Annotated in this window: 19 protein-coding genes; 18 read left to right on the top strand and 1 reads right to left on the bottom strand. The window is 39.5% G+C overall.

What is annotated here, in order from left to right:
• From LI112_RS13595 to LI112_RS13550, 10 genes are all read left to right on the top strand, one after another.
• A partial coding sequence (locus tag LI112_RS13595) for an SEC-C metal-binding domain-containing protein (protein ID WP_227190895.1) occupies window positions 1–1,816 on the top strand: 1,816 nt, incomplete at its 5' end.
• Window positions 1,817–2,006: 190 nt separating this feature from the next.
• The gene (locus tag LI112_RS13590; protein WP_005423977.1) at window positions 2,007–2,927 is read left to right on the top strand and encodes an alpha/beta hydrolase; all 921 of its coding nucleotides are present in this window, start codon (window positions 2,007–2,009) and stop codon (window positions 2,925–2,927) included.
• 20 nt (window positions 2,928–2,947) lie between these two features.
• The gene (locus LI112_RS13585; protein ID WP_227190894.1) at window positions 2,948–4,759 is read left to right on the top strand and encodes a DUF6320 domain-containing protein; all 1,812 of its coding nucleotides are present in this window, start codon (window positions 2,948–2,950) and stop codon (window positions 4,757–4,759) included.
• A gap of 32 nt (window positions 4,760–4,791) precedes the next feature.
• On the top strand, window positions 4,792–4,962 hold the full coding sequence (locus tag LI112_RS13580) for a hypothetical protein (protein WP_005423981.1): 171 nt from the start codon (window positions 4,792–4,794) through the stop codon (window positions 4,960–4,962).
• 16 nt (window positions 4,963–4,978) lie between these two features.
• Window positions 4,979–6,004: a transglutaminase domain-containing protein gene (locus LI112_RS13575; protein WP_227190893.1), complete on the top strand. Its 1,026-nt coding sequence runs from the start codon at window positions 4,979–4,981 to the stop codon at window positions 6,002–6,004.
• A 46-nt stretch (window positions 6,005–6,050) separates the two neighbouring features.
• On the top strand, window positions 6,051–6,269 hold the full coding sequence (locus LI112_RS13570; protein WP_005423984.1) for a hypothetical protein: 219 nt from the start codon (window positions 6,051–6,053) through the stop codon (window positions 6,267–6,269).
• A gap of 68 nt (window positions 6,270–6,337) precedes the next feature.
• Window positions 6,338–6,868, top strand: coding sequence for a phosphatase PAP2 family protein (locus tag LI112_RS13565; protein ID WP_005423990.1), 531 nt, complete (start codon window positions 6,338–6,340; stop codon window positions 6,866–6,868).
• Between the two features lie 2 nt (window positions 6,869–6,870).
• On the top strand, window positions 6,871–7,146 hold the full coding sequence (locus LI112_RS13560) for an acylphosphatase (protein WP_005423991.1): 276 nt from the start codon (window positions 6,871–6,873) through the stop codon (window positions 7,144–7,146).
• Between the two features lie 13 nt (window positions 7,147–7,159).
• Window positions 7,160–7,420 carry a hypothetical protein gene (locus LI112_RS13555; RefSeq protein WP_005423994.1) on the top strand — a complete coding sequence of 87 codons (261 nt, stop codon included), beginning with the start codon at window positions 7,160–7,162 and terminating at the stop codon, window positions 7,418–7,420.
• A 67-nt stretch (window positions 7,421–7,487) separates the two neighbouring features.
• Window positions 7,488–8,354, top strand: coding sequence for an EamA family transporter (locus LI112_RS13550; protein ID WP_005423996.1), 867 nt, complete (start codon window positions 7,488–7,490; stop codon window positions 8,352–8,354).
• Between the two features lie 147 nt (window positions 8,355–8,501).
• Here the strand turns inward: LI112_RS13550 and LI112_RS13545 are convergent, their stop codons facing one another.
• On the bottom strand, window positions 8,502–9,209 hold the full coding sequence (locus LI112_RS13545) for a FadR/GntR family transcriptional regulator (RefSeq protein WP_005423997.1): 708 nt from the start codon (window positions 9,207–9,209) through the stop codon (window positions 8,502–8,504).
• Between the two features lie 310 nt (window positions 9,210–9,519).
• On the opposite strand from LI112_RS13545, the gene LI112_RS13540 reads away from it, so the two are divergent.
• The 8 genes from LI112_RS13540 to LI112_RS13505 all read left to right on the top strand — a co-directional run bounded on the left by LI112_RS13540 (window position 9,520) and on the right by LI112_RS13505 (window position 17,439).
• On the top strand, window positions 9,520–10,401 hold the full coding sequence (locus tag LI112_RS13540) for a dihydrodipicolinate synthase family protein (protein WP_055055758.1): 882 nt from the start codon (window positions 9,520–9,522) through the stop codon (window positions 10,399–10,401).
• 35 nt (window positions 10,402–10,436) lie between these two features.
• The gene (gene dapA / locus LI112_RS13535) at window positions 10,437–11,357 is read left to right on the top strand and encodes a 4-hydroxy-tetrahydrodipicolinate synthase (RefSeq protein ID WP_055055759.1); all 921 of its coding nucleotides are present in this window, start codon (window positions 10,437–10,439) and stop codon (window positions 11,355–11,357) included.
• A 54-nt stretch (window positions 11,358–11,411) separates the two neighbouring features.
• Entirely contained in the window at window positions 11,412–12,401 is a 990-nt protein-coding gene (locus LI112_RS13530; protein WP_055055760.1) for a TRAP transporter substrate-binding protein, read from the top strand.
• A 91-nt stretch (window positions 12,402–12,492) separates the two neighbouring features.
• Complete coding sequence (locus LI112_RS13525) at window positions 12,493–12,993, top strand: TRAP transporter small permease (RefSeq protein ID WP_005424008.1); 501 nt, start codon at window positions 12,493–12,495, stop codon at window positions 12,991–12,993.
• Window positions 12,975–14,270 carry a TRAP transporter large permease gene (locus LI112_RS13520; RefSeq protein WP_055066666.1) on the top strand — a complete coding sequence of 432 codons (1,296 nt, stop codon included), beginning with the start codon at window positions 12,975–12,977 and terminating at the stop codon, window positions 14,268–14,270. Before LI112_RS13525 ends, LI112_RS13520 begins: the two co-directional genes overlap by 19 nt.
• A 15-nt stretch (window positions 14,271–14,285) precedes the next feature.
• Window positions 14,286–15,635, top strand: a complete 1,350-nt coding sequence (locus LI112_RS13515; RefSeq protein WP_055055769.1) for an FAD-dependent oxidoreductase — start codon at window positions 14,286–14,288, stop codon at window positions 15,633–15,635.
• A 211-nt stretch (window positions 15,636–15,846) separates the two neighbouring features.
• Window positions 15,847–16,683, top strand: a complete 837-nt coding sequence (larE, locus tag LI112_RS13510; protein WP_227190896.1) for an ATP-dependent sacrificial sulfur transferase LarE — start codon at window positions 15,847–15,849, stop codon at window positions 16,681–16,683.
• Window positions 16,684–17,439 carry a ThiF family adenylyltransferase gene (locus tag LI112_RS13505; protein ID WP_195967389.1) on the top strand — a complete coding sequence of 252 codons (756 nt, stop codon included), beginning with the start codon at window positions 16,684–16,686 and terminating at the stop codon, window positions 17,437–17,439.
• The last annotated feature ends 37 nt before the right edge of the window (window positions 17,440–17,476 follow it).

Raw genomic sequence — 17,476 nt, 5'->3', positions numbered from 1 at the left:
AGGGCTTGACCAAGAAAGCGTGGTTAAGATTCAATTGCTTAGTCAACATGTATGTGGTTTTGAAGATACGATAATGAAGCCGGAGCGGACAAAATCTGTTCCGGCTTTTATGTTTTCTAAAAACAAGCATATAAAGGGTGAACATATGGAATTCTATCAGTTAAAAATTACAAGAAAAGGAACAAAACCTCCGGTATGGAGACGCTGTCTGGTACCGGCAGACACAGACTTTGCGAAACTTGCTGCAATGTTGGAAGACATTCTGGAATATGCAGACACTGAGAACTATGAATTTGAATTTTTCCAGAAAAAACTCAGACTGCAGAACCTGGAGGCACAGACTGCAGAGGCTACAAAAGGCAGCTATGAATATGCAGAAGCAAAAGGCAGACAGATAGCAGAACTTCTGGATACAGAGGCATGGTTTACTTTCAGAGTAAAAGGAATGGAGCTTCCGGAATATCGTACTGATATTGAAAAGAAAATAACAGATGAAGAAAAAGCAGGAACTCCTGAGATTCTTAAAGAAACCAGAAGTGCAGAAGATGATTTCTGGACAGCAGATATGCAGACGAAGAATACAGAGCTGGAAAAGAAATATGGTGCTCTTGGAATTGCTGATATAGTTGCCAAAAAGGTTGCCGAAATGGAAAAGAAGATGGAACCTGAACAGCAGGAAAATTCGTTCAGTAGAAATCCAAAAGTCAGAGATTACCTGAATTCTTATAATAAGGAAGATCTTATTGCCAGTGCAATTGAGCTGGATATTGAAATTGATGGTTTAAGTAAAGAAGAACTTGCAGAAAACATTACAGAAAAAGTTTTGAATCCGGAAATCATGAAGGAGATTTTTCTTCAGGCAGATGAATGGGAAATTGAAGCATTTGATCGTGCAACTGAGAGAAAATGTTTTCCGGCTACTCATAAAGACTGGAAAGAACTGGAATGGTTCAGTAATAAAGGATATATCGTAGCTTATAGTGATAATTATGCAGAAGTGCCGCAGGAGGTAATTTCTGTTTATAAACAGGTGAATACCCCTGAATTACAGGAAAAATGCCGCAAACTCAGCTGGATGCGTTCCTGTGAAAGTATGATGGGACTGATTTATGCAATCGCGCCGCTTAAGATCGTGTATCGCATGTACCGTAAACGTGATGGCTTCAGAGTGAGCTATGAAGAATTTATGGATATTCTGAACGAACTTGCTGAAAAAGATGGTATGTGTATCGTAAAAGGAGATAAACTGATCTGGAAAGCTGTGTTACAGGATAATCTTTATGAGAGAATTGAAGAATTTCAGGGAGAAAGAGATTTCTATATTCCGACGGTAGATGAAATTCTGGATTATGCAAAACATGGATATCCTTCTCAGGATGTTTCTTATCGCAAATTATCGTCCTTCCTGAGAGATGAACTCCATCTTGAGGAAGAAAAGACAGAAGAACTTCTTTACATTGTATACAAAGAGTTTTCTATGGACGGGATGCTTTCTGATATCATGGAAGAATTCAATAAACGTGATATTGTTTTTGACTCTGATCGCCAGATGGAACGTTTTGCTCCAATTATGATGGAAGTAAACAATAACACAAGAATGCTTGATTTCCGTGGATATACGCCAAATGAGATCAACCGTGTATCTGAGCAGAAGACAACACCGGTAGCACCGGCAATGCAGTCTTTTGTTCCGATGGGAAATCTTCCGACAAACAATATAGTAAATATGCAGCCGAAAAAGAAAATTTACCCGAATGATCCATGTCCGTGTGGAAGTGGTAAAAAATATAAAAAATGCTGCGGAAGAAATAAATAATTTTCTTTAATTTTTCATAAAAAAACCAGCGGTTTGCCGTTGGTTTTTTTTATGAAAAATCAGAGAAAATTATTTTGCAATTTCGTACTATAGATATTTCTGCTATAATAACAGTGTGTTGAATAAAAAGAAACTCAAAGGACGGAATTAATCTATACAGACAAGGAGTAAACATTTGATTTCAAAGACAATGCAGACAATTCTGCACGCATTATCCTATGGAAATATAGAGGTGGAGGCATCGCGACGGCTGGCAGATATTAAGAGGCTGGATGCGATGAGGATATTTGTGAAAAAGCTGGATACGAAAGTATATAATGGAACTTATGAAGTGCCTGTGCGGCTGTATTTCCCGAGCGAGGAAGCCATGAGCGGCGAGCCTGTAGAGGGAGAAAAATATCCTGTGCTGCTCTTTTTTCATGGTGGTGGCTGGGTGACGGAAAGTGTGGAGAATTATGATCGCGTGTGCAGCAGAATGGCGCAGTCTACAGGTCATATCGTGATGTCTGTGGAGTATCGCCTTGCACCGGAATATCGTTTCCCGGTTCCGCTGGAAGACTGTTATGCAGCGGCAAAAGCACTTTATACGGGACATCTGGTCCTTCCCGCTGATCCGGACAGGATCACGATCATTGGCGACAGTGCCGGGGGTAATCTGGCAGCGGCTGTATGTCTCAAAGCACGGGATACCGGAGAGTTTATACCGAAGAAGCAGATACTGATCTATCCGGCACTGAACAACTGCTATACAGAAGGATCTCCTTATAAATCCGTACAGGAAAACGGCGAAGGATACCTTCTCACAGCAGTAAAAATGGAGGACTATCTTAAATTATATGAGAGCAGTCCTGAGGACAGACAGAATCCTTACTTCGCACCGATCCTTGAAAAAGACCTTTCACATATGCCGGAAACACTGATTCTTACAGCGGAATTTGACCCACTTCGGGATGAAGGCGAAGAGTATGGGAAACGTCTGAAAGAAGCAAATAATTATGTGGAAATACATAGGATTCCGGATGCGCTTCATGGATATTTTGCACTTGGGATCCGGTTTCTGCATGTACAGGAAAGTTTTGAGATCATGAATCGTTTTTTGAACAAAAGTTGAATAAAGGAAGCGAATAAAACGTGGAAACAGGATATTCAAAATGGCGAAAACTAGATAACGCGGCACTGGCATTTCCTCTTGTCACAGACAAAAATGACACCAGGGTATTTCGATTTTATTGTCAGCTGAAAGAAGAAGTAAACAGTGAGATCCTGCAGCAGTCTCTGGATCAGACGATGGAGAAATATCCATTGTTCCAGGCGGTTCTGCGTAAGGGACTGTTCTGGTTTTATCTGGAGAGAAGGGATATACATGCTATCGTAAAAAAAGAAAAAAGACCGCCTTGCAGCAGTCTTTATATACCAGATCAAAAGACGTTGCTTTTTCAGGTGAGCTACTATAAAAATCGAATTAATTTTGAGGTATATCATGCCCTGACAGATGGCACAGGAGCAATGAATTTCTTAAGTGAACTGGTGCAGAATTATCTGATCCTGGCGCACCCATCTGCAGATCTTCCGTGGGTTGAACAGATAGAAGAAACGACTCCGGGTGCACAGGAAGAGGACAGCTTTTCACAGTATTATTCCTCGGATATTCCAAAAAATAAAGAGAAAAAACCGGCAGCAGTGAAGCTGAAAGGTGAGAAATTGCTGCATGCAGATATGCAGATCACAGAGGTCATTATACCGGTAAAAGAAACACTGACGAAGGCACGTTCTTATGGTGTGTCGATTACTGTATTTCTCACGGCGATGCTGCTCTGTTCAATACATGAGGAGATACCGAAGAACCGTCAGAAGAGGCCGATTGCTCTGATGATTCCAGTAAATCTGAGAAATTATTTTCCATCACAGTCCATGGGAAATTTCTTTGGATGGATTGAAGTTGGGTATACCTTTGCGGATGAAACGGTATTTCAGGATGTGCTGGAATCTGTAAAAAATCAGTTTAAAGATAAGCTGGACAAAGAAAAAGTTGCCATGGATATGAATGGTTATGTACGTTTGGAGAAGAATCCTCTGGTGCGTGCGGTTCCTCTGGAAATTAAGAAATATTTCATGATGGCAGGTGCAAATCTTGGCAGCAGAAGTGTAACAGCGGTTTATTCAAATATAGGAATTCTGAAATTTCCGGAGGAGTACAAAGCATATATCGATCGGTTTGGAATCTTTGCAAGTACGAATTCTCTGCAGCTTTGTTCCTGTTCTTATGGAGACCAGATGGTGCTTGGATTTACGTCCAAGATACCGGATGACAGTATCCAGAAAAACTTTATGCGTATGCTTCGTGAAGAGGAGATTCCATATAAAGAAGAGAAAAATGATTTCCCCGGATGCGGTGAACAGAATAAAAAAGAAGAAATAAAAATTTTGCAGACTTTTACGTTTCTGTGCCTTGCGGTGGCAGTGATCTGTGGCATGATCAATTATCTTATGCTGGAAACGCTGAACTGGTTCTGGTTCGCGGCAGCAGGATGTGCCTGTGCATGGCTGGTTGTAAATGTGGCATATTTCAAGCGGAGAAATATACTGAAAAATCTGACCTGGCAGCTTCTGATCATAACTATTTTATGTGTTTTGTGGGATCATTTTACCGGATGGAAGGGCTGGTCGATTGACTTTGTCTTTCCGTTTGGGACGCTGACAGTTCTGGGTTCGATCCCTGTAATTGCCGGAGTCAGCCACCTGGAAACAGAAGAATACCTGTATTATCTGTTGCAGGCAGCGATGATCGGATGCATACCGGCAATCCTTATCTGGACAGGAATCGTGCATTATACGCTGCCGTCTGTACTGTGCACAGGTATCAGTTTTCTGACTTTAGCAGGGATGTTTATCTTTCAGAAAAAGGATACCTTGAGAGAATTCAGGAAGAAATTAAGAATGTAACAAAATCAAGATTACGAGAAAGGAAAATACCGATGTTAAAATGTGATTATGAAGTGAAACAGATTGATGGAGATTATGCACATCTGCAGAGAATCGACCGCCCAGAGGAGGAACTGAAGCTGGTTGCGAGGGCACTTCTTCCGATAGAAATCTACGAGGGCTGTATCTTACATTATGAAATGATGCAGTATAGTATGAAATAACCCCAGGAGAAGTACAATGGAGCAGTATTACTACAACCACATGGATAAACAGAAACAGGCTGCTTATCATGGCATCCTCCAGGGAATTACCAGCCTGGCAGATGAATTCCAGATTCCGGCACTGGACGGAGAAGATTTATACAATGTTTTCTTTCAGCTCCGGCTGGATCATCCGGAGATTTTCTGGGCGACAGGATATAAATATCGTTATTATAAAGATTCACCGAACATTATTTTTATCCCGGAATATCTGTTTGATAAAGGAAAAATAAAAGAACATCAGAAAGCAATGAAATCCAGAGTCGAGAAGCTGGTTCGTCCGGCACAAAGCCTTTCCGAGTGGGAAAAAGAAAAATATGTACATGACTTTATCTGTCAGAATGTACATTACGATAAGCTTAAAAAGGCGTATTCCCATGAGATCATTGGTCCTCTGGGACAGGGCGTGGGCGTCTGTGAAGGCATTGCAAAAGCAGTGAAAGTTCTTCTCGATGCGCTGGGAGTCTGGTGTGTGATCGCAATATGCGGGAATAATCCGGAAAAAGGAATTAAATACCGTCATACCTGGAACATTGTCCGGATCGGCGGTGCATATTATCATCTGGATACAACATTTGATAATACACTTGGAAAGAGTGATAAAGTCGAAGATATCCGTTATGATTACTTTAATCTGGATGATGGACATATTTTTAAAGATCACGAACCACTGATCGCGGCGGCACCGCACTGTACAGACCACGATCACTTTTATTACAAAGAAAAGAAACTGTCATTCACAAAGACAGAAGATGTGTATAAACGTTCACTTCAGGCAGCCAAAAAAGGAAAAACACTGACCTTTCACTGGAGAGGCGGTTATCTGACCAGAGAGGTTCTGAATGAACTTCTTGGACTGATCCGCAAAGCCGGTGAAGAGAAAAATAAGACGGCGGTTGTCAATATCAACTGGCCGCAGGCTGTATTGCGCCTGTATTATACAGAGGCACAGATGCAGGAATGCATCACGATGGAGGATGCGAATGGAGGGGAAAAAGAGTAACGTATACACGAAAGTCTGATATCTGGTAATAAAAGGGGAGATATATATGCTTGAAACATTCAATGTTTTACGTATCGATGAGCCTGATTTCGGATGTGAGGGGCGTCCGGACGGGATGGAAGTGAAGGATAATGTCCTTCTGAAAAGCAATTATACAGGTCAGGAGATGACCGTTCAGGAAAAAGATGCCCGGTTATATGAGCTGGACATCAATGAGGGAGACAAAGTATTTCTGATTGAAGGGGAAATGCGAAAGCTCCGCTGAGAGCAGAGGATTAGCTGATGCAGCTTTTAAAAAGGGTGCAGACAAATATATGCAAAGGACACTAAAAGATGGGATTTGAATTAAATATACTTGACTGGTTCCAGACATTGCATACGCCGGTGATGGATAAATTAATGACTTCAGTCACAAAGCTTGGGGATGCCGGGATATTCTGGATTATACTGACTCTGATCTTTCTTATCATACCGAAAATGAGAAAGACAGGTGTGACCATGGCAGCTGCGCTTATCGTAGATTTATTATTATGTAATGTATTGTTAAAGAATCTTGTAGCACGAACCAGACCTTATGATGTGAATACGACAGTAGAATTACTGGTTGCAAAACTTCGCGATTATTCATTTCCGTCTGGACATACAGCGGCATCGTTTGCATCAGTGACAGCACTGTACCTGTCAGGAGAAAGAAGGATTGGGCTTATAGCTCTTGTGATTTCATGCCTGATAGCTGTATCCAGATTATATTTGTATGTGCATTATCCAACAGATGTTCTAGGTGGAATCATTTTTGGATGTCTTTCCGGATGGCTTGGATATCACATTGTGAAATTTGCAGAAGGGAAAAAGACAGTAAGATAATCATGCACAAGATCAGAGTATCCATATGTTTCTATGGAAGAGTCCAGGGAGTCGGATTTCGCTACAAGCTGAGATATCTGGCTGAGAAATACAGCGTGACCGGTTGGGCGAGAAATGAATATGACGGATCAGTCTCAACAGAATTGCAGGGACTGGAAGAAGATATTGACAAGATTCTTCAGGCACTTTACAATGACCGTTATATAGAGATTGATGACATCCGAAAACGCAGTCTTCCGGTTGATGAGGAAGAGCGAGGTTTCGGGGTAAGATATTAAGGAGGACGCACACGTGGACGAATTATACCAGGCAATTGAAGAGAAGATCAAGGCAGCAGGATATCCTAGAGAGATATCCGGACAGGCTGTTTACGAAGATATCTGTGACCAGATTGAAGGAAAAGAAAATGGCAGTTATGTATTACTGTCCAAATTTGAGGACGATGTGATCTTTGAATATCACATTACTATTATGGATCATGAATTTAATCTTGGAATCCTTACCATGAGACTTCCGGAAGGAGTTTATGCAGCAAATTTTGACGAAGACTGAGAAATAAATGGAGCGGGTGTAAACCTGCTCTTTTTATGTAATAGGAAAAATTACCAGGGGGATTTATATGTGGATTCTGTATGCGGTGGGATCTTCGTTTTTTGCAGGAATCACATCAATTCTTGCAAAGTGTGGAATTCAGAAAACGGATTCTGATGTGGCAACAGCTGTGAGGACGATCGTGGTGCTTTTGTTTTCCTGGCTGATGGTATTTGTAACAGGAACAATGTCCGGAATAAAGGACATAAGCGGAATGACTTTGCTGTTTCTTGTGCTTTCCGGTCTGGCAACGGGAGCATCCTGGCTTTGTTATTTCCACGCATTGCAAAAAGGAGACATCAATAAAGTTGTACCGATTGACAAATCAAGCACGATCCTGACGATTCTTCTGGCTCTGATTTTTCTTCATGAAGGCCTGTCCTGGGCAAAAGCGGGCTGTGTTTGTCTGATCGGAATCGGAACGATGATGATGATAACCAGAAAAGAAGAAACCGAAAACAACGAATCGAGAGACGGAAGCTGGCTGATTTATGCGGTACTATCAGCAGTCTTTGCCAGCCTGACGGCCATCCTTGGAAAGATTGGTATTTCCGGAATTGATTCAAACCTGGGTACTGCGATCCGTACCACAGTTGTATTGGTTATGGCATGGCTGATGGTATTTATGAAAGGAAAACAGCATGAGGTTCGGGAAATTGAGAAAAAAGAACTTCTTTTTATCGGACTTTCCGGAATTGCAACAGGAGCATCATGGCTTTTTTATTACAGAGCATTGCAAGAAGGTCCGGCGAGCGTTGTTGTACCGATCGATAAGCTGAGTATCCTCGTGACGATTGCTTTCTCGTGGATCGTATTCCACGAAAAACTGACACGGAAATCTGCAACAGGGGTTGTCCTGATCACGGCAGGAACTGTACTGATGACAATGATATGATCGGTAACCGTTCACACGGCACTATCCCGCGAGGTGTTTTGGCATGTTTTTTGCCAAAATCCCGAGACATATAAGGCAAAATTTGATTTTTGAATATTGTAAAACCTGCATATGTGTTGTAAACTTCAACGCATATGCAGGTTTTGCCTATTCATCTTCTAATGTTACAATGTTTAATGTGAGATTGGTTTCCATTAACACAATATGTTTTTTCATTTCACGTTCTGCTTTTGCAGAATCCTTTGTTATAATTGCTTTTAAAATTTTTTCGTGAGGTCCAATAGTATCTTTGACATTTTGTTTAATTGAAAAAGTATTATTTCTAAAATCCTTTAATCCCATATTTAATCGTTCCATAACATCAATCATTAAGTTATTTCCACATCTTTTTATAATTTCAGAGTGAAATTTTTCGTCCATGAGGGCAAGATTATTAGCATCATTTTTTGCAGCAGCATCGCAAAATTCTTTATGAATATTTTTTAAACATATGATGCCTTCTTCATCAATTTTTTCAGCAGTCATTTTTGCAGCAATGGGTTCAATTGCATATCTTAATTCGAAAACATTTCTAAGATCAGTTTCGTTAGCTACAAGCCAGTTGATGGCAGGAGATGGTTTTTCTGCCTTTTTTTCTGCAACAAAAGCGCCCTTTCCTGTCTTTAATTCAACAATTCCCTTAGCTTGAAGAAAACGGAATGCTTCTCGTACAGTTCCACGACTGACATTTAAGTTCGTACAGAGCTCCTTTTCTGTAGGTAATTTTGTACCAGGCTGTAATTTTTCCTCTTTAATCAAATCTTTAATTCGTTCTTCTACTTGGTGAACGAGTGGCACACGTTTAATTGGTTCCATACATATGGCCCCCTTCCCTGTTGCATTTTTTATTAAAACTATGACGAGATACAGTTTTAATTATCATAGAGGATAAAAAAAAATATGTCAAGTACATTGTAGGACATTATACAATATTTTTGGATGCTGATAAAATGATTGTAGAATTATGCAAAATGCATAAAAAATGTGACAAAAAAAGAGACATTATGACAGAAATGATATTTCATGTTGACAAAATGAAAGAAAAAGACTAATATACAAATTGTAAGACAATCCTACAAACAAACAATCAAACATAAGACAATATAACAAAGAGAGGAGAAAACATATGAGTGTAAAGTATGAAGGGATAATTCCCCCGATTGTTACTCCATTCACGGCAAGTGGAGAAATTGATGAAGAAAAAATCAGGCGTGAAATGGAAATCTGTCTGGATGCAGGCGCTGATGGAATCAGTGTTGGCGGAAGTACCGGAGAAGGACCGACATTACGTGATGAAGAGCTGACTCAACTGATTAAAATAGCCAGAGAATACGTAAAAGAAGGATCAGATAAAACGGTTGTCTGCGGAATAATGAGAACTTGTACAAGAGATGCTGTCAGAGCTGGAAAAACTGCAAAGGAAGCAGGGGCAGATGCAATTATGGTTACACCTACTGCTTATAATGTCCTGGTACCAAATGCAGAAGGTATGTTTGATTTTTATAATACAATTTCTGAAGAAGTTCAACTTCCAACAATTATTTATAATGTGATTCCACAAAATACGATATATCCTGATTTGTTCCATCGGTTGTTAAACGAAACGGAATATATTATGGGAATAAAGCAGAGTGTTGGAGGAATACAGGCTCTGTACGCAGACCTTATGGAAATTGAAGGGAAAGGTCGTGTATATGCGGCTACAGATGATATGATTTATTCTTGCTTTGATCTGGGGGCCAAAGGTGCAATTTCGGCGATTTTGTCAGTATTCCCTAAAGAATCAGTAGAAATGTGGAAATGCGCGCAGACAGGAGAGCATTTACGTGGACTGGAAATTCAACAGTCTTTATATAAAAAATGGCAGGTTCTTGGAGGCAACCAGTTCCCAATTAAAATGAAATATGCATTGAAGTGTCTGGGACGTGATTGTGGATATTGTAGAAGTCCAATTACGTATTTACCAGAAGAAGAAAAGAAAGCAATTCGTGAAGCATTCACAAAGTAAAAATAAAATGTAAAGATTAAAGGAGGAAATGAGTTATGAACAAATTTGTTGCTAAATATGGAAGGATTCTGGTACCGCTTATTACACCTTATGGAGAAAATGAAGAAGTTGATTATGTTCAGTACGAAAAATTGATTGATTATATCATTACTAATAAATTAGGAGATTCTTTGATCGTTACAGGAACAACAGGAGAAGCAAGTCTTTTAACATTTGATGAAAGAGTCAAGTTGATGGAAACAGCTATAAAGGCTGCAGCAGGACGAATGCCAGTAATTGCAGGAACTGGCTGTGCAAGTACTAAAGAAACTATTGCGCTGACACAGAAAGCAGAGGAACTTGGAATAGAAACCTGTCTTGTAGTAGTTCCATTTTATAATAAACCCACACAGGAAGGTATTTATCTGCACTATAAGAAATTGGCTGAGAATACAAAGGTAAATATTATGCTTTATAATATACCTATTTTTGTAGGTGTGAATATGGAACCGGAAACAGTCAGAAGACTTGCAGAAATTCCTAATATTATTGGAATCAAAGATGAAGCTGGAATCAATCCAACACAGGTTACAGACTTCTTCCTTGCAACAAAAGATGTTGATCCAGATTTTGCAATTTATAATGGAGACGATGTAATGCTTCTTCCAACGATTGTGCAGGGAGCTATGGGACTTGTGTCTGGTGGAGCACAGATTTTTGGACATGAAATTCGTGTAATTTTTGATGCGTTTGAGGCTGGTGAGAATGAGAAAGCAAAAGAAACTTTTGAACCGCTTTACCGTTTCTGCAAGAGTACAGGTCAGAATGGCCGTATTCTTCCGAACTCGATTATGCGTCCGGCAATAGAAGCAGTATCTGGAATCAAACTTGGAAATGCAAGACTGCCATTGGCACCGCCGACGGATGAAGAAATGAAAGTAACTCTTGGTATTCTGAAAGATATTGGAAAAATTTGAAAAATAGTTTATAATATTGAATGTATTCTGTAAATACATGAAAGGAGTAGGCAAATGAAGAAAGGATTAGCATTACTTACTACATTAGGATTAGCAATAACAGGATGTACGACAAATGTTTTTGCAGCAGATGTTGTGATTAAACTTGCAGATGTGCAGGCCGAAAATGATGTTGAAACACAATTTGAATATAAATTTGCAGAATTAGTTAATGAAAAAAGTGATGGTCGAATTGAAGTCCAGGTATATCCGGCTGGACAGATGGGAGAAATGACAGATATTTTGACGGCAGTACAGTCTGGATCTATGCAGATGACCAGAACAAATCCATCATGGCTTGCAGATGCAGGTGTTTCTTCAATGAATCTTCTTGCGCTTCCTTTCGTGTTTGATGATCTGGACAGTGCTAACAAGGTTCTGGACAGCGATGTTGGACAGAAAATCCTTAATCAGGTAGAAGAAAGTGACACAATGGTAAAAGCACTTGGTTATCTTGAACCATCAGGACGTTATTTTTTCTTTAAAAATAAAAGAGTTGCGAATTTGAAGGATATTGCAGGATTAAAAATTCGTGTACAGACGAATGATCTTGCGACTAAAATGGTAAGTAGTCTTGGAGCATCTGCAACTCCTATTTCTTACAATGAATTATATAGTTCGCTGCAGACTGGCATTGTTGACGGAGCAGATAATCCGCTGAAGGGAATCTTAAATATGAGCTTTTATGAGGTTGGTTCATATGTGTTGGATATGCCTCATCAGTATGAAGCAAGTATCATCATTATTAATTCTGATTTCTTCAACAGTTTAAGCGAGGAAGATCAGGCAGTGATCAATGAGGCTATGGAGGAAGGCGCTGAATACTTTAAACAGATTTCCGACGAGGCTTTGGAAGGATATCGTTCGCAGCTGGAAGAAAAAGGAATGGAATTTGTTACACCTGATGATCCGCAGGAGTGGAAAGATGCGGCGCAGACTATCTATTCGGAATTTACAGAGGGAAATGAAGATCTTCTTCAGGAAATTATAGATTGTCAGAAATAATCTGTGAAAGTGCAGCCCGGGTGAATCAGAATGTGAACTGAGTCATCCGGGCTGTTTCAGATAGGCAGCTTAAGGCAATGGAGGTATTCATATGGGGAAAGAACAGGTAGATGAAAAACATGAAATTAAATTTTTCGAAATAATTTATAAGTTGATTGAATTTGTCAGTGCGCTTTGTTTATGTGGACAGGTAATTATTATTTCAATTGCCGTTATTGGAAGATACATATTCAGTTACACTCCCACGTGGTCTGAAGAAATTGCCAGAGTTTTAATGGTGTGGATGTCTTTTCTCACAGCCAGCATGGCAATTAAAGACAACTCACATGTAAGAATTTCCGTATTTGATAAATTTTTTGGAGAAAAAGCACTTAAAATTCGAGATATCATATTTTCAATTTGTAATATTGCTTTTAGTTTAATACTTTTTTGGGAAGGATCTAAATTAGTCATACAGACTTCCAGAACAAAACTTCCAGGCAGTGGAATTTCATCAGGTATACTATATGCATCAATTTGTGTGGGCGGATTACTTATGGCAATTATGCTAGTTTATAGAATGGGGGCGAAAGTATGTCAACGGAAACAGTAGGAACGATTATTCTTCTTGCAAGTTTTTTTATTATGATCTTTGCAGGAAATCATATCATTTTTTCAATAGGTATTTCTACATTATTAACTTTGTTATACTTAAAAGTTCCACTTATGACAGTTGCCCAGCAGTCAGTTAAAGGTTTAAACTCTTTTTCTCTGATGGCTGTCCCATTTTTTATTCTGATGGGTGACATTATGTCGGCAGGCGGCATAACGGATCGACTGGTTAACCTGGCAAATGCACTAGTCGGGTGGATGCGGGGCGGTATGGCAATGGTGAATGTCCTGGCATCTATGTTCTTTGGAGGAATTTCAGGATCACCTACTGCTGATGTAGCGTCATTAGGACCGATTGAGATAGAAATGATGGATAAGTCTGGATATGATAAAGATTTTTCTACAGGACTTACAATGAGCAGTGCTATTCAGGGATTACTAATACCACCAAGTCATAATATGGTTATTTACTGTATGGCAGCGGGAGGCGTTTCTGTTGGACAGATGTTCATGGGAGGCATTATTCCAGGTGTATTTCTTGGAATCGTGCTTATGGTATTTTCCTATTTTGTGGCATTGAAAAAAAATTATCCTAAAGGTGAAAAGTTTTCACTTAAAATTGCAGTAAAAGCATTTGTTGATGGAATTTGGGGAATCCTCACAATTCTTATTGTAGTAGTAGGTGTAGTTGCGGGGGTTTTTACAGCGACAGAGTCTGCAGCAATTGCATGTGTCTATTCTATTATTGTCGTATTGTTTATTTACAAATCTGTTTCTATAAGAGAGCTGTTTGGGGTGTTTAAGAAGAGTCTTAAAACGCTGGCAATGGTAATGGCTTTAATCGGGGTATCATCAGCTTTTGGATGGGTAGTTTCTTATTTACGTATACCGATGAAACTTACTAATTTTATGATGAGTATATCTTCGAATAAAATAGTTTTGTTGTTATTAATTAATTTACTGCTGCTGGTTATGGGTGCGTTGATGGATATGATCTGTAGCATTCTGATTATTACACCGATTATTCTTCCAATTGTAGCAGCCGTTGGTGTTACACCTCTTCAGCTTGGAGTAATCATGATTTTTAACCTTGGAATTGGTCTTATGACACCGCCGTTTGGTGTATTACTCTATGTGTGCAGTGCGATAAGTGGAAGAAATATTGAGCAATTGGTAAAAGCAAGTGTACCATTTTATATTGTAATGTTTGGTGCCCTGTTAGCGATTACTTTTATTCCACAGCTTACAACTTTTCTTCCTGGAATACTATTTGGCTGACAGGAGGGAATGCACATGATTATAAGACGTACAAATTGTCAGAAAAATAAAGAGATTACATATGATACGGTAGTAGTTGGTGGAGGTATTGCTGGTGTATCAGCTGCAGCATCAGCTGCTAAAAATGGAAGTAAGACATTATTAATTGAAAGTGCTACTTTTCTGGGTGGCGTTGTAACAATGGGACCGCTGGAGGCATTAATGACGCAGTATGATGCTGATCGGAAAGTTATTGGCGGAATTGCTGATGAATTACTTGAATTAATAAAAGCGCAGGATAGGCAGGCTGAAAATGTAGATGATACAACAGGATATTGTAATAAAATTATTCCGTACCAGTCGGAATGTATGAAATATGCAATGTTATGTCTACTGGATAAGTATCAAGTTGATCTTATGATGGAGACAATGCTTGTAGAGGCAAATGTTAAAAATCAGGTTCTTGTCAGTATAGAAATACAAACGAAAAGAGAACGGCTTACAGTATATGCAAAGTCTTTTGTAGATTGCTCAGGGAGCGGAATATTGGGTTATTATTCTGGCTGTGACATTTTATTTGGAGATGAGAATGGAGTCAGTCAGCCAGTTACGGTATTAACAAAATGGGGAAATATAAATAAAGAACAGTTGAGAGAATATGTTCGCACTCATATGGATGAATTTACTTCTTTTAATAATGAACTGGATGTGGAAGCAGAGTTTTTACATCTATGGGGATTTGGCAAAACTTTGACTGAAGGATACGAAACTGGAAAATTAAGTTTAAAAAGAGAAGAAATGCATCTAATGGAATCAACAGTACCTGGAGAGGTTATACTCAATTTTTCCAGAATGGGTGCGAATCCATATGATGCTTTTGAAATGAGCAAGGCACAGCTTGATGGTTCCAGGCAAGTATATGAGTTGTTTCAATATTTTCGAGAGAAAATTCCAGCATTTAAAAATGCCAAAATAGTTCAAAATGGGTATGTGGGAGTTCGAGAAAGCGGACGTGTCAAGGGAAAATATGTATTGACCAGACAAGATATTATTTCAGAAGAAAAATGCAAAGATAGTGTTGCAATAGGAGCTTTTCCTATGGATATACATCAACAGGGAAGTGGAATGAAATATGAAAGAGTTTTAAGGGGATATGGAATTCCAGCATGTGCTTTGTGGTCAGAACATATAAAAAATTTGTTTATGGGTGGTAGATGCATAAGCTCTACATTTGAAGCTAATGCATCTTGCAGAATTTCAATTACGTGTATGGCAACGGGGCAGGCAGCAGGAGTTATGGCCTCTGAATATCAGGAAGGAATAAACGAAGAAGTTTTGATTCGTAACTCCAGAGATATACTTGTAAGTCAAAATGCCATCATTTAATAATAAGAGGTCATGTTTCTGTGAAGAGACATGGCCTTTTATGTGAGACAAGAAATATAAAACAATTTAAAGAGAGACTTGGAATATCAATCAATTAAAACTGATATAGTAGGCTGAGCTCAGCTTTTGTTTGTAGGATAATTCTATATTGTACGCTCTGGGGCGTTATGCTATAATACACACTAGGTTACTAGGTTAAAAAGGAGATTTTATAGTGAGTATTCATGATAAGTATAAAGTATTGCAGAAGAACCTGAAAGATATGGGAAGTGTTGCAGTTGCATTTTCAAGTGGCGTGGATTCTACCTTTCTTTTGAAAGCGGCGCTGGAAGCACTTGGAAAGGATAAAGTAATCGCAGTGACAGCCAGTTCCTGTTCATTCCCGGAGAGAGAATTGAAAGAAGCGACGGAATTCTGCAAAGAAAATGGTGTTCGTCATATTATCTGTAAATCAGAGGAGCTGGATATTGATGGCTTTCGACAGAATCCGAAGAATCGCTGCTATCTGTGCAAGCATGAGTTGTTTGAGAAAATCTGGCAGATTGCAAAAGAAAACGGCATGAATGTAGTAGCCGAGGGCTCCAATATGGATGATAACGGTGACTACCGTCCGGGACTGATCGCCGTTAAAGAGCTTGGTGTCAGCAGTCCGCTTCGTCAGGCTGAGCTGTATAAAGAAGAAATCCGTGAACTGTCCAAAGAGATGGGACTTCCTACATGGGACAAACAGTCTTTTGCCTGTCTTTCTTCCCGTTTTGTTTATGGAGAAACAATCAGTGAGGAAAAACTTGGAATGGTGGACCAGGCGGAACAGCTTCTTCTGGACATGGGCTTCCATCAGATCCGTGTACGCATTCACGGAAATATCGCCAGAATTGAAGTTCTGCCTGAGGAAATAGCAAGACTTGTAGAAGAAGAAAACAGAACCAGAATTGCGAAGCAGCTTAAGGAATATGGATTTGATTATGTGACTCTGGATCTTCTGGGATATCGTACAGGAAGCATGAATGAAACATTAACTAAGGAAGAGAAGGAGATTAAGAAATAAATGTTAAATCAGTTTTCCAGAACAGAACTGCTATTTGGTAAAGAAGCAATGGAGAAACTTGCCGGTTCCAGAGTTGCCGTTTTTGGAATCGGTGGAGTTGGCGGTTATACAGTAGAGGCGCTTGTGCGAAGTGGAGTAGGTGCGATCGATCTGATCGATGATGATAAGGTATGTCTGACCAATCTGAACCGTCAGATCATTGCGACAAGAAGTACGATTGGTAAATACAAAGTAGATGTTATGAAGGAGCGAATCCTTGATATCAACCCGAAGGCAGAGGTTAATGTTCACAAATGTTTTTATCTGCCGGAAACGAAAGATGAGTTCGATTTTTCCAAATATGATTATGTAGTGGATGCGGTTGATACGGTAACAGCGAAGATTCAGCTTGTTATGGAGGCAAAGGAAGCTGGCGTTCCGATCATCAGCAGTATGGGCGCCGGAAATAAATTTGATCCGACTGCTTTTCAAGTGGCTGATATTTATAAAACTTCTGTATGTCCACTTGCGAAGGTTATGCGCCGTGAACTTAAGAAGCGTGGAATTAAAAAGTTAAAGGTTGTGTATTCTCAGGAAAAACCAACCCGTCCGATTGAAGATATGTCGATCAGTTGTCGTTCACATTGTATCTGTCCTCCGGGTGCAGCACACAAATGTACAGAACGTCGTGATATACCGGGATCCACTGCATTTGTTCCATCGGTAGTAGGGCTGATCATAGCGGGGGAAGTAATTAAAGATCTGGCAAGAGCATAATTGAAAAAGCATAGAATCAATGATAAGATAAATCTGT

The sequence above is a fragment of the Blautia sp. 210820-DFI.6.14 genome, from assembly GCF_020558815.1.
Classification (GTDB): Bacteria; Bacillota; Clostridia; order Lachnospirales; family Lachnospiraceae; genus Blautia_A; species Blautia_A obeum.
The sequence above is the reverse complement of the archived record's forward strand: the minus strand, read 5'-3'. Positions and strand labels throughout refer to the sequence as shown.

What these genes read in the sequence shown, in the direction of transcription:
- LI112_RS13570 (WP_005423984.1), top strand. Translation starts at nt 6,051, where the DNA reads ATGCTTGAAACATTCAATGTTTTACGTATCGATGAGCCTGATTTCGGA.
- LI112_RS13545 (WP_005423997.1), bottom strand. Translation starts at nt 9,209, where the DNA reads ATGGAACCAATTAAACGTGTGCCACTCGTTCACCAAGTAGAAGAACGA.
- LI112_RS13580 (WP_005423981.1), top strand. Translation starts at nt 4,792, where the DNA reads ATGTTAAAATGTGATTATGAAGTGAAACAGATTGATGGAGATTATGCA.
- LI112_RS13525 (WP_005424008.1), top strand. Translation starts at nt 12,493, where the DNA reads ATGGGGAAAGAACAGGTAGATGAAAAACATGAAATTAAATTTTTCGAA.
- LI112_RS13505 (WP_195967389.1), top strand. Translation starts at nt 16,684, where the DNA reads ATGTTAAATCAGTTTTCCAGAACAGAACTGCTATTTGGTAAAGAAGCA.
- LI112_RS13550 (WP_005423996.1), top strand. Translation starts at nt 7,488, where the DNA reads ATGTGGATTCTGTATGCGGTGGGATCTTCGTTTTTTGCAGGAATCACA.
- LI112_RS13590 (WP_005423977.1), top strand. Translation starts at nt 2,007, where the DNA reads ATGCAGACAATTCTGCACGCATTATCCTATGGAAATATAGAGGTGGAG.
- LI112_RS13565 (WP_005423990.1), top strand. Translation starts at nt 6,338, where the DNA reads ATGGGATTTGAATTAAATATACTTGACTGGTTCCAGACATTGCATACG.
- LI112_RS13520 (WP_055066666.1), top strand. Translation starts at nt 12,975, where the DNA reads ATGTCAACGGAAACAGTAGGAACGATTATTCTTCTTGCAAGTTTTTTT.
- dapA (WP_055055759.1), top strand. Translation starts at nt 10,437, where the DNA reads ATGAACAAATTTGTTGCTAAATATGGAAGGATTCTGGTACCGCTTATT.
- LI112_RS13560 (WP_005423991.1), top strand. Translation starts at nt 6,871, where the DNA reads ATGCACAAGATCAGAGTATCCATATGTTTCTATGGAAGAGTCCAGGGA.
- LI112_RS13540 (WP_055055758.1), top strand. Translation starts at nt 9,520, where the DNA reads ATGAGTGTAAAGTATGAAGGGATAATTCCCCCGATTGTTACTCCATTC.
- LI112_RS13575 (WP_227190893.1), top strand. Translation starts at nt 4,979, where the DNA reads ATGGAGCAGTATTACTACAACCACATGGATAAACAGAAACAGGCTGCT.
- LI112_RS13515 (WP_055055769.1), top strand. Translation starts at nt 14,286, where the DNA reads ATGATTATAAGACGTACAAATTGTCAGAAAAATAAAGAGATTACATAT.
- LI112_RS13530 (WP_055055760.1), top strand. Translation starts at nt 11,412, where the DNA reads ATGAAGAAAGGATTAGCATTACTTACTACATTAGGATTAGCAATAACA.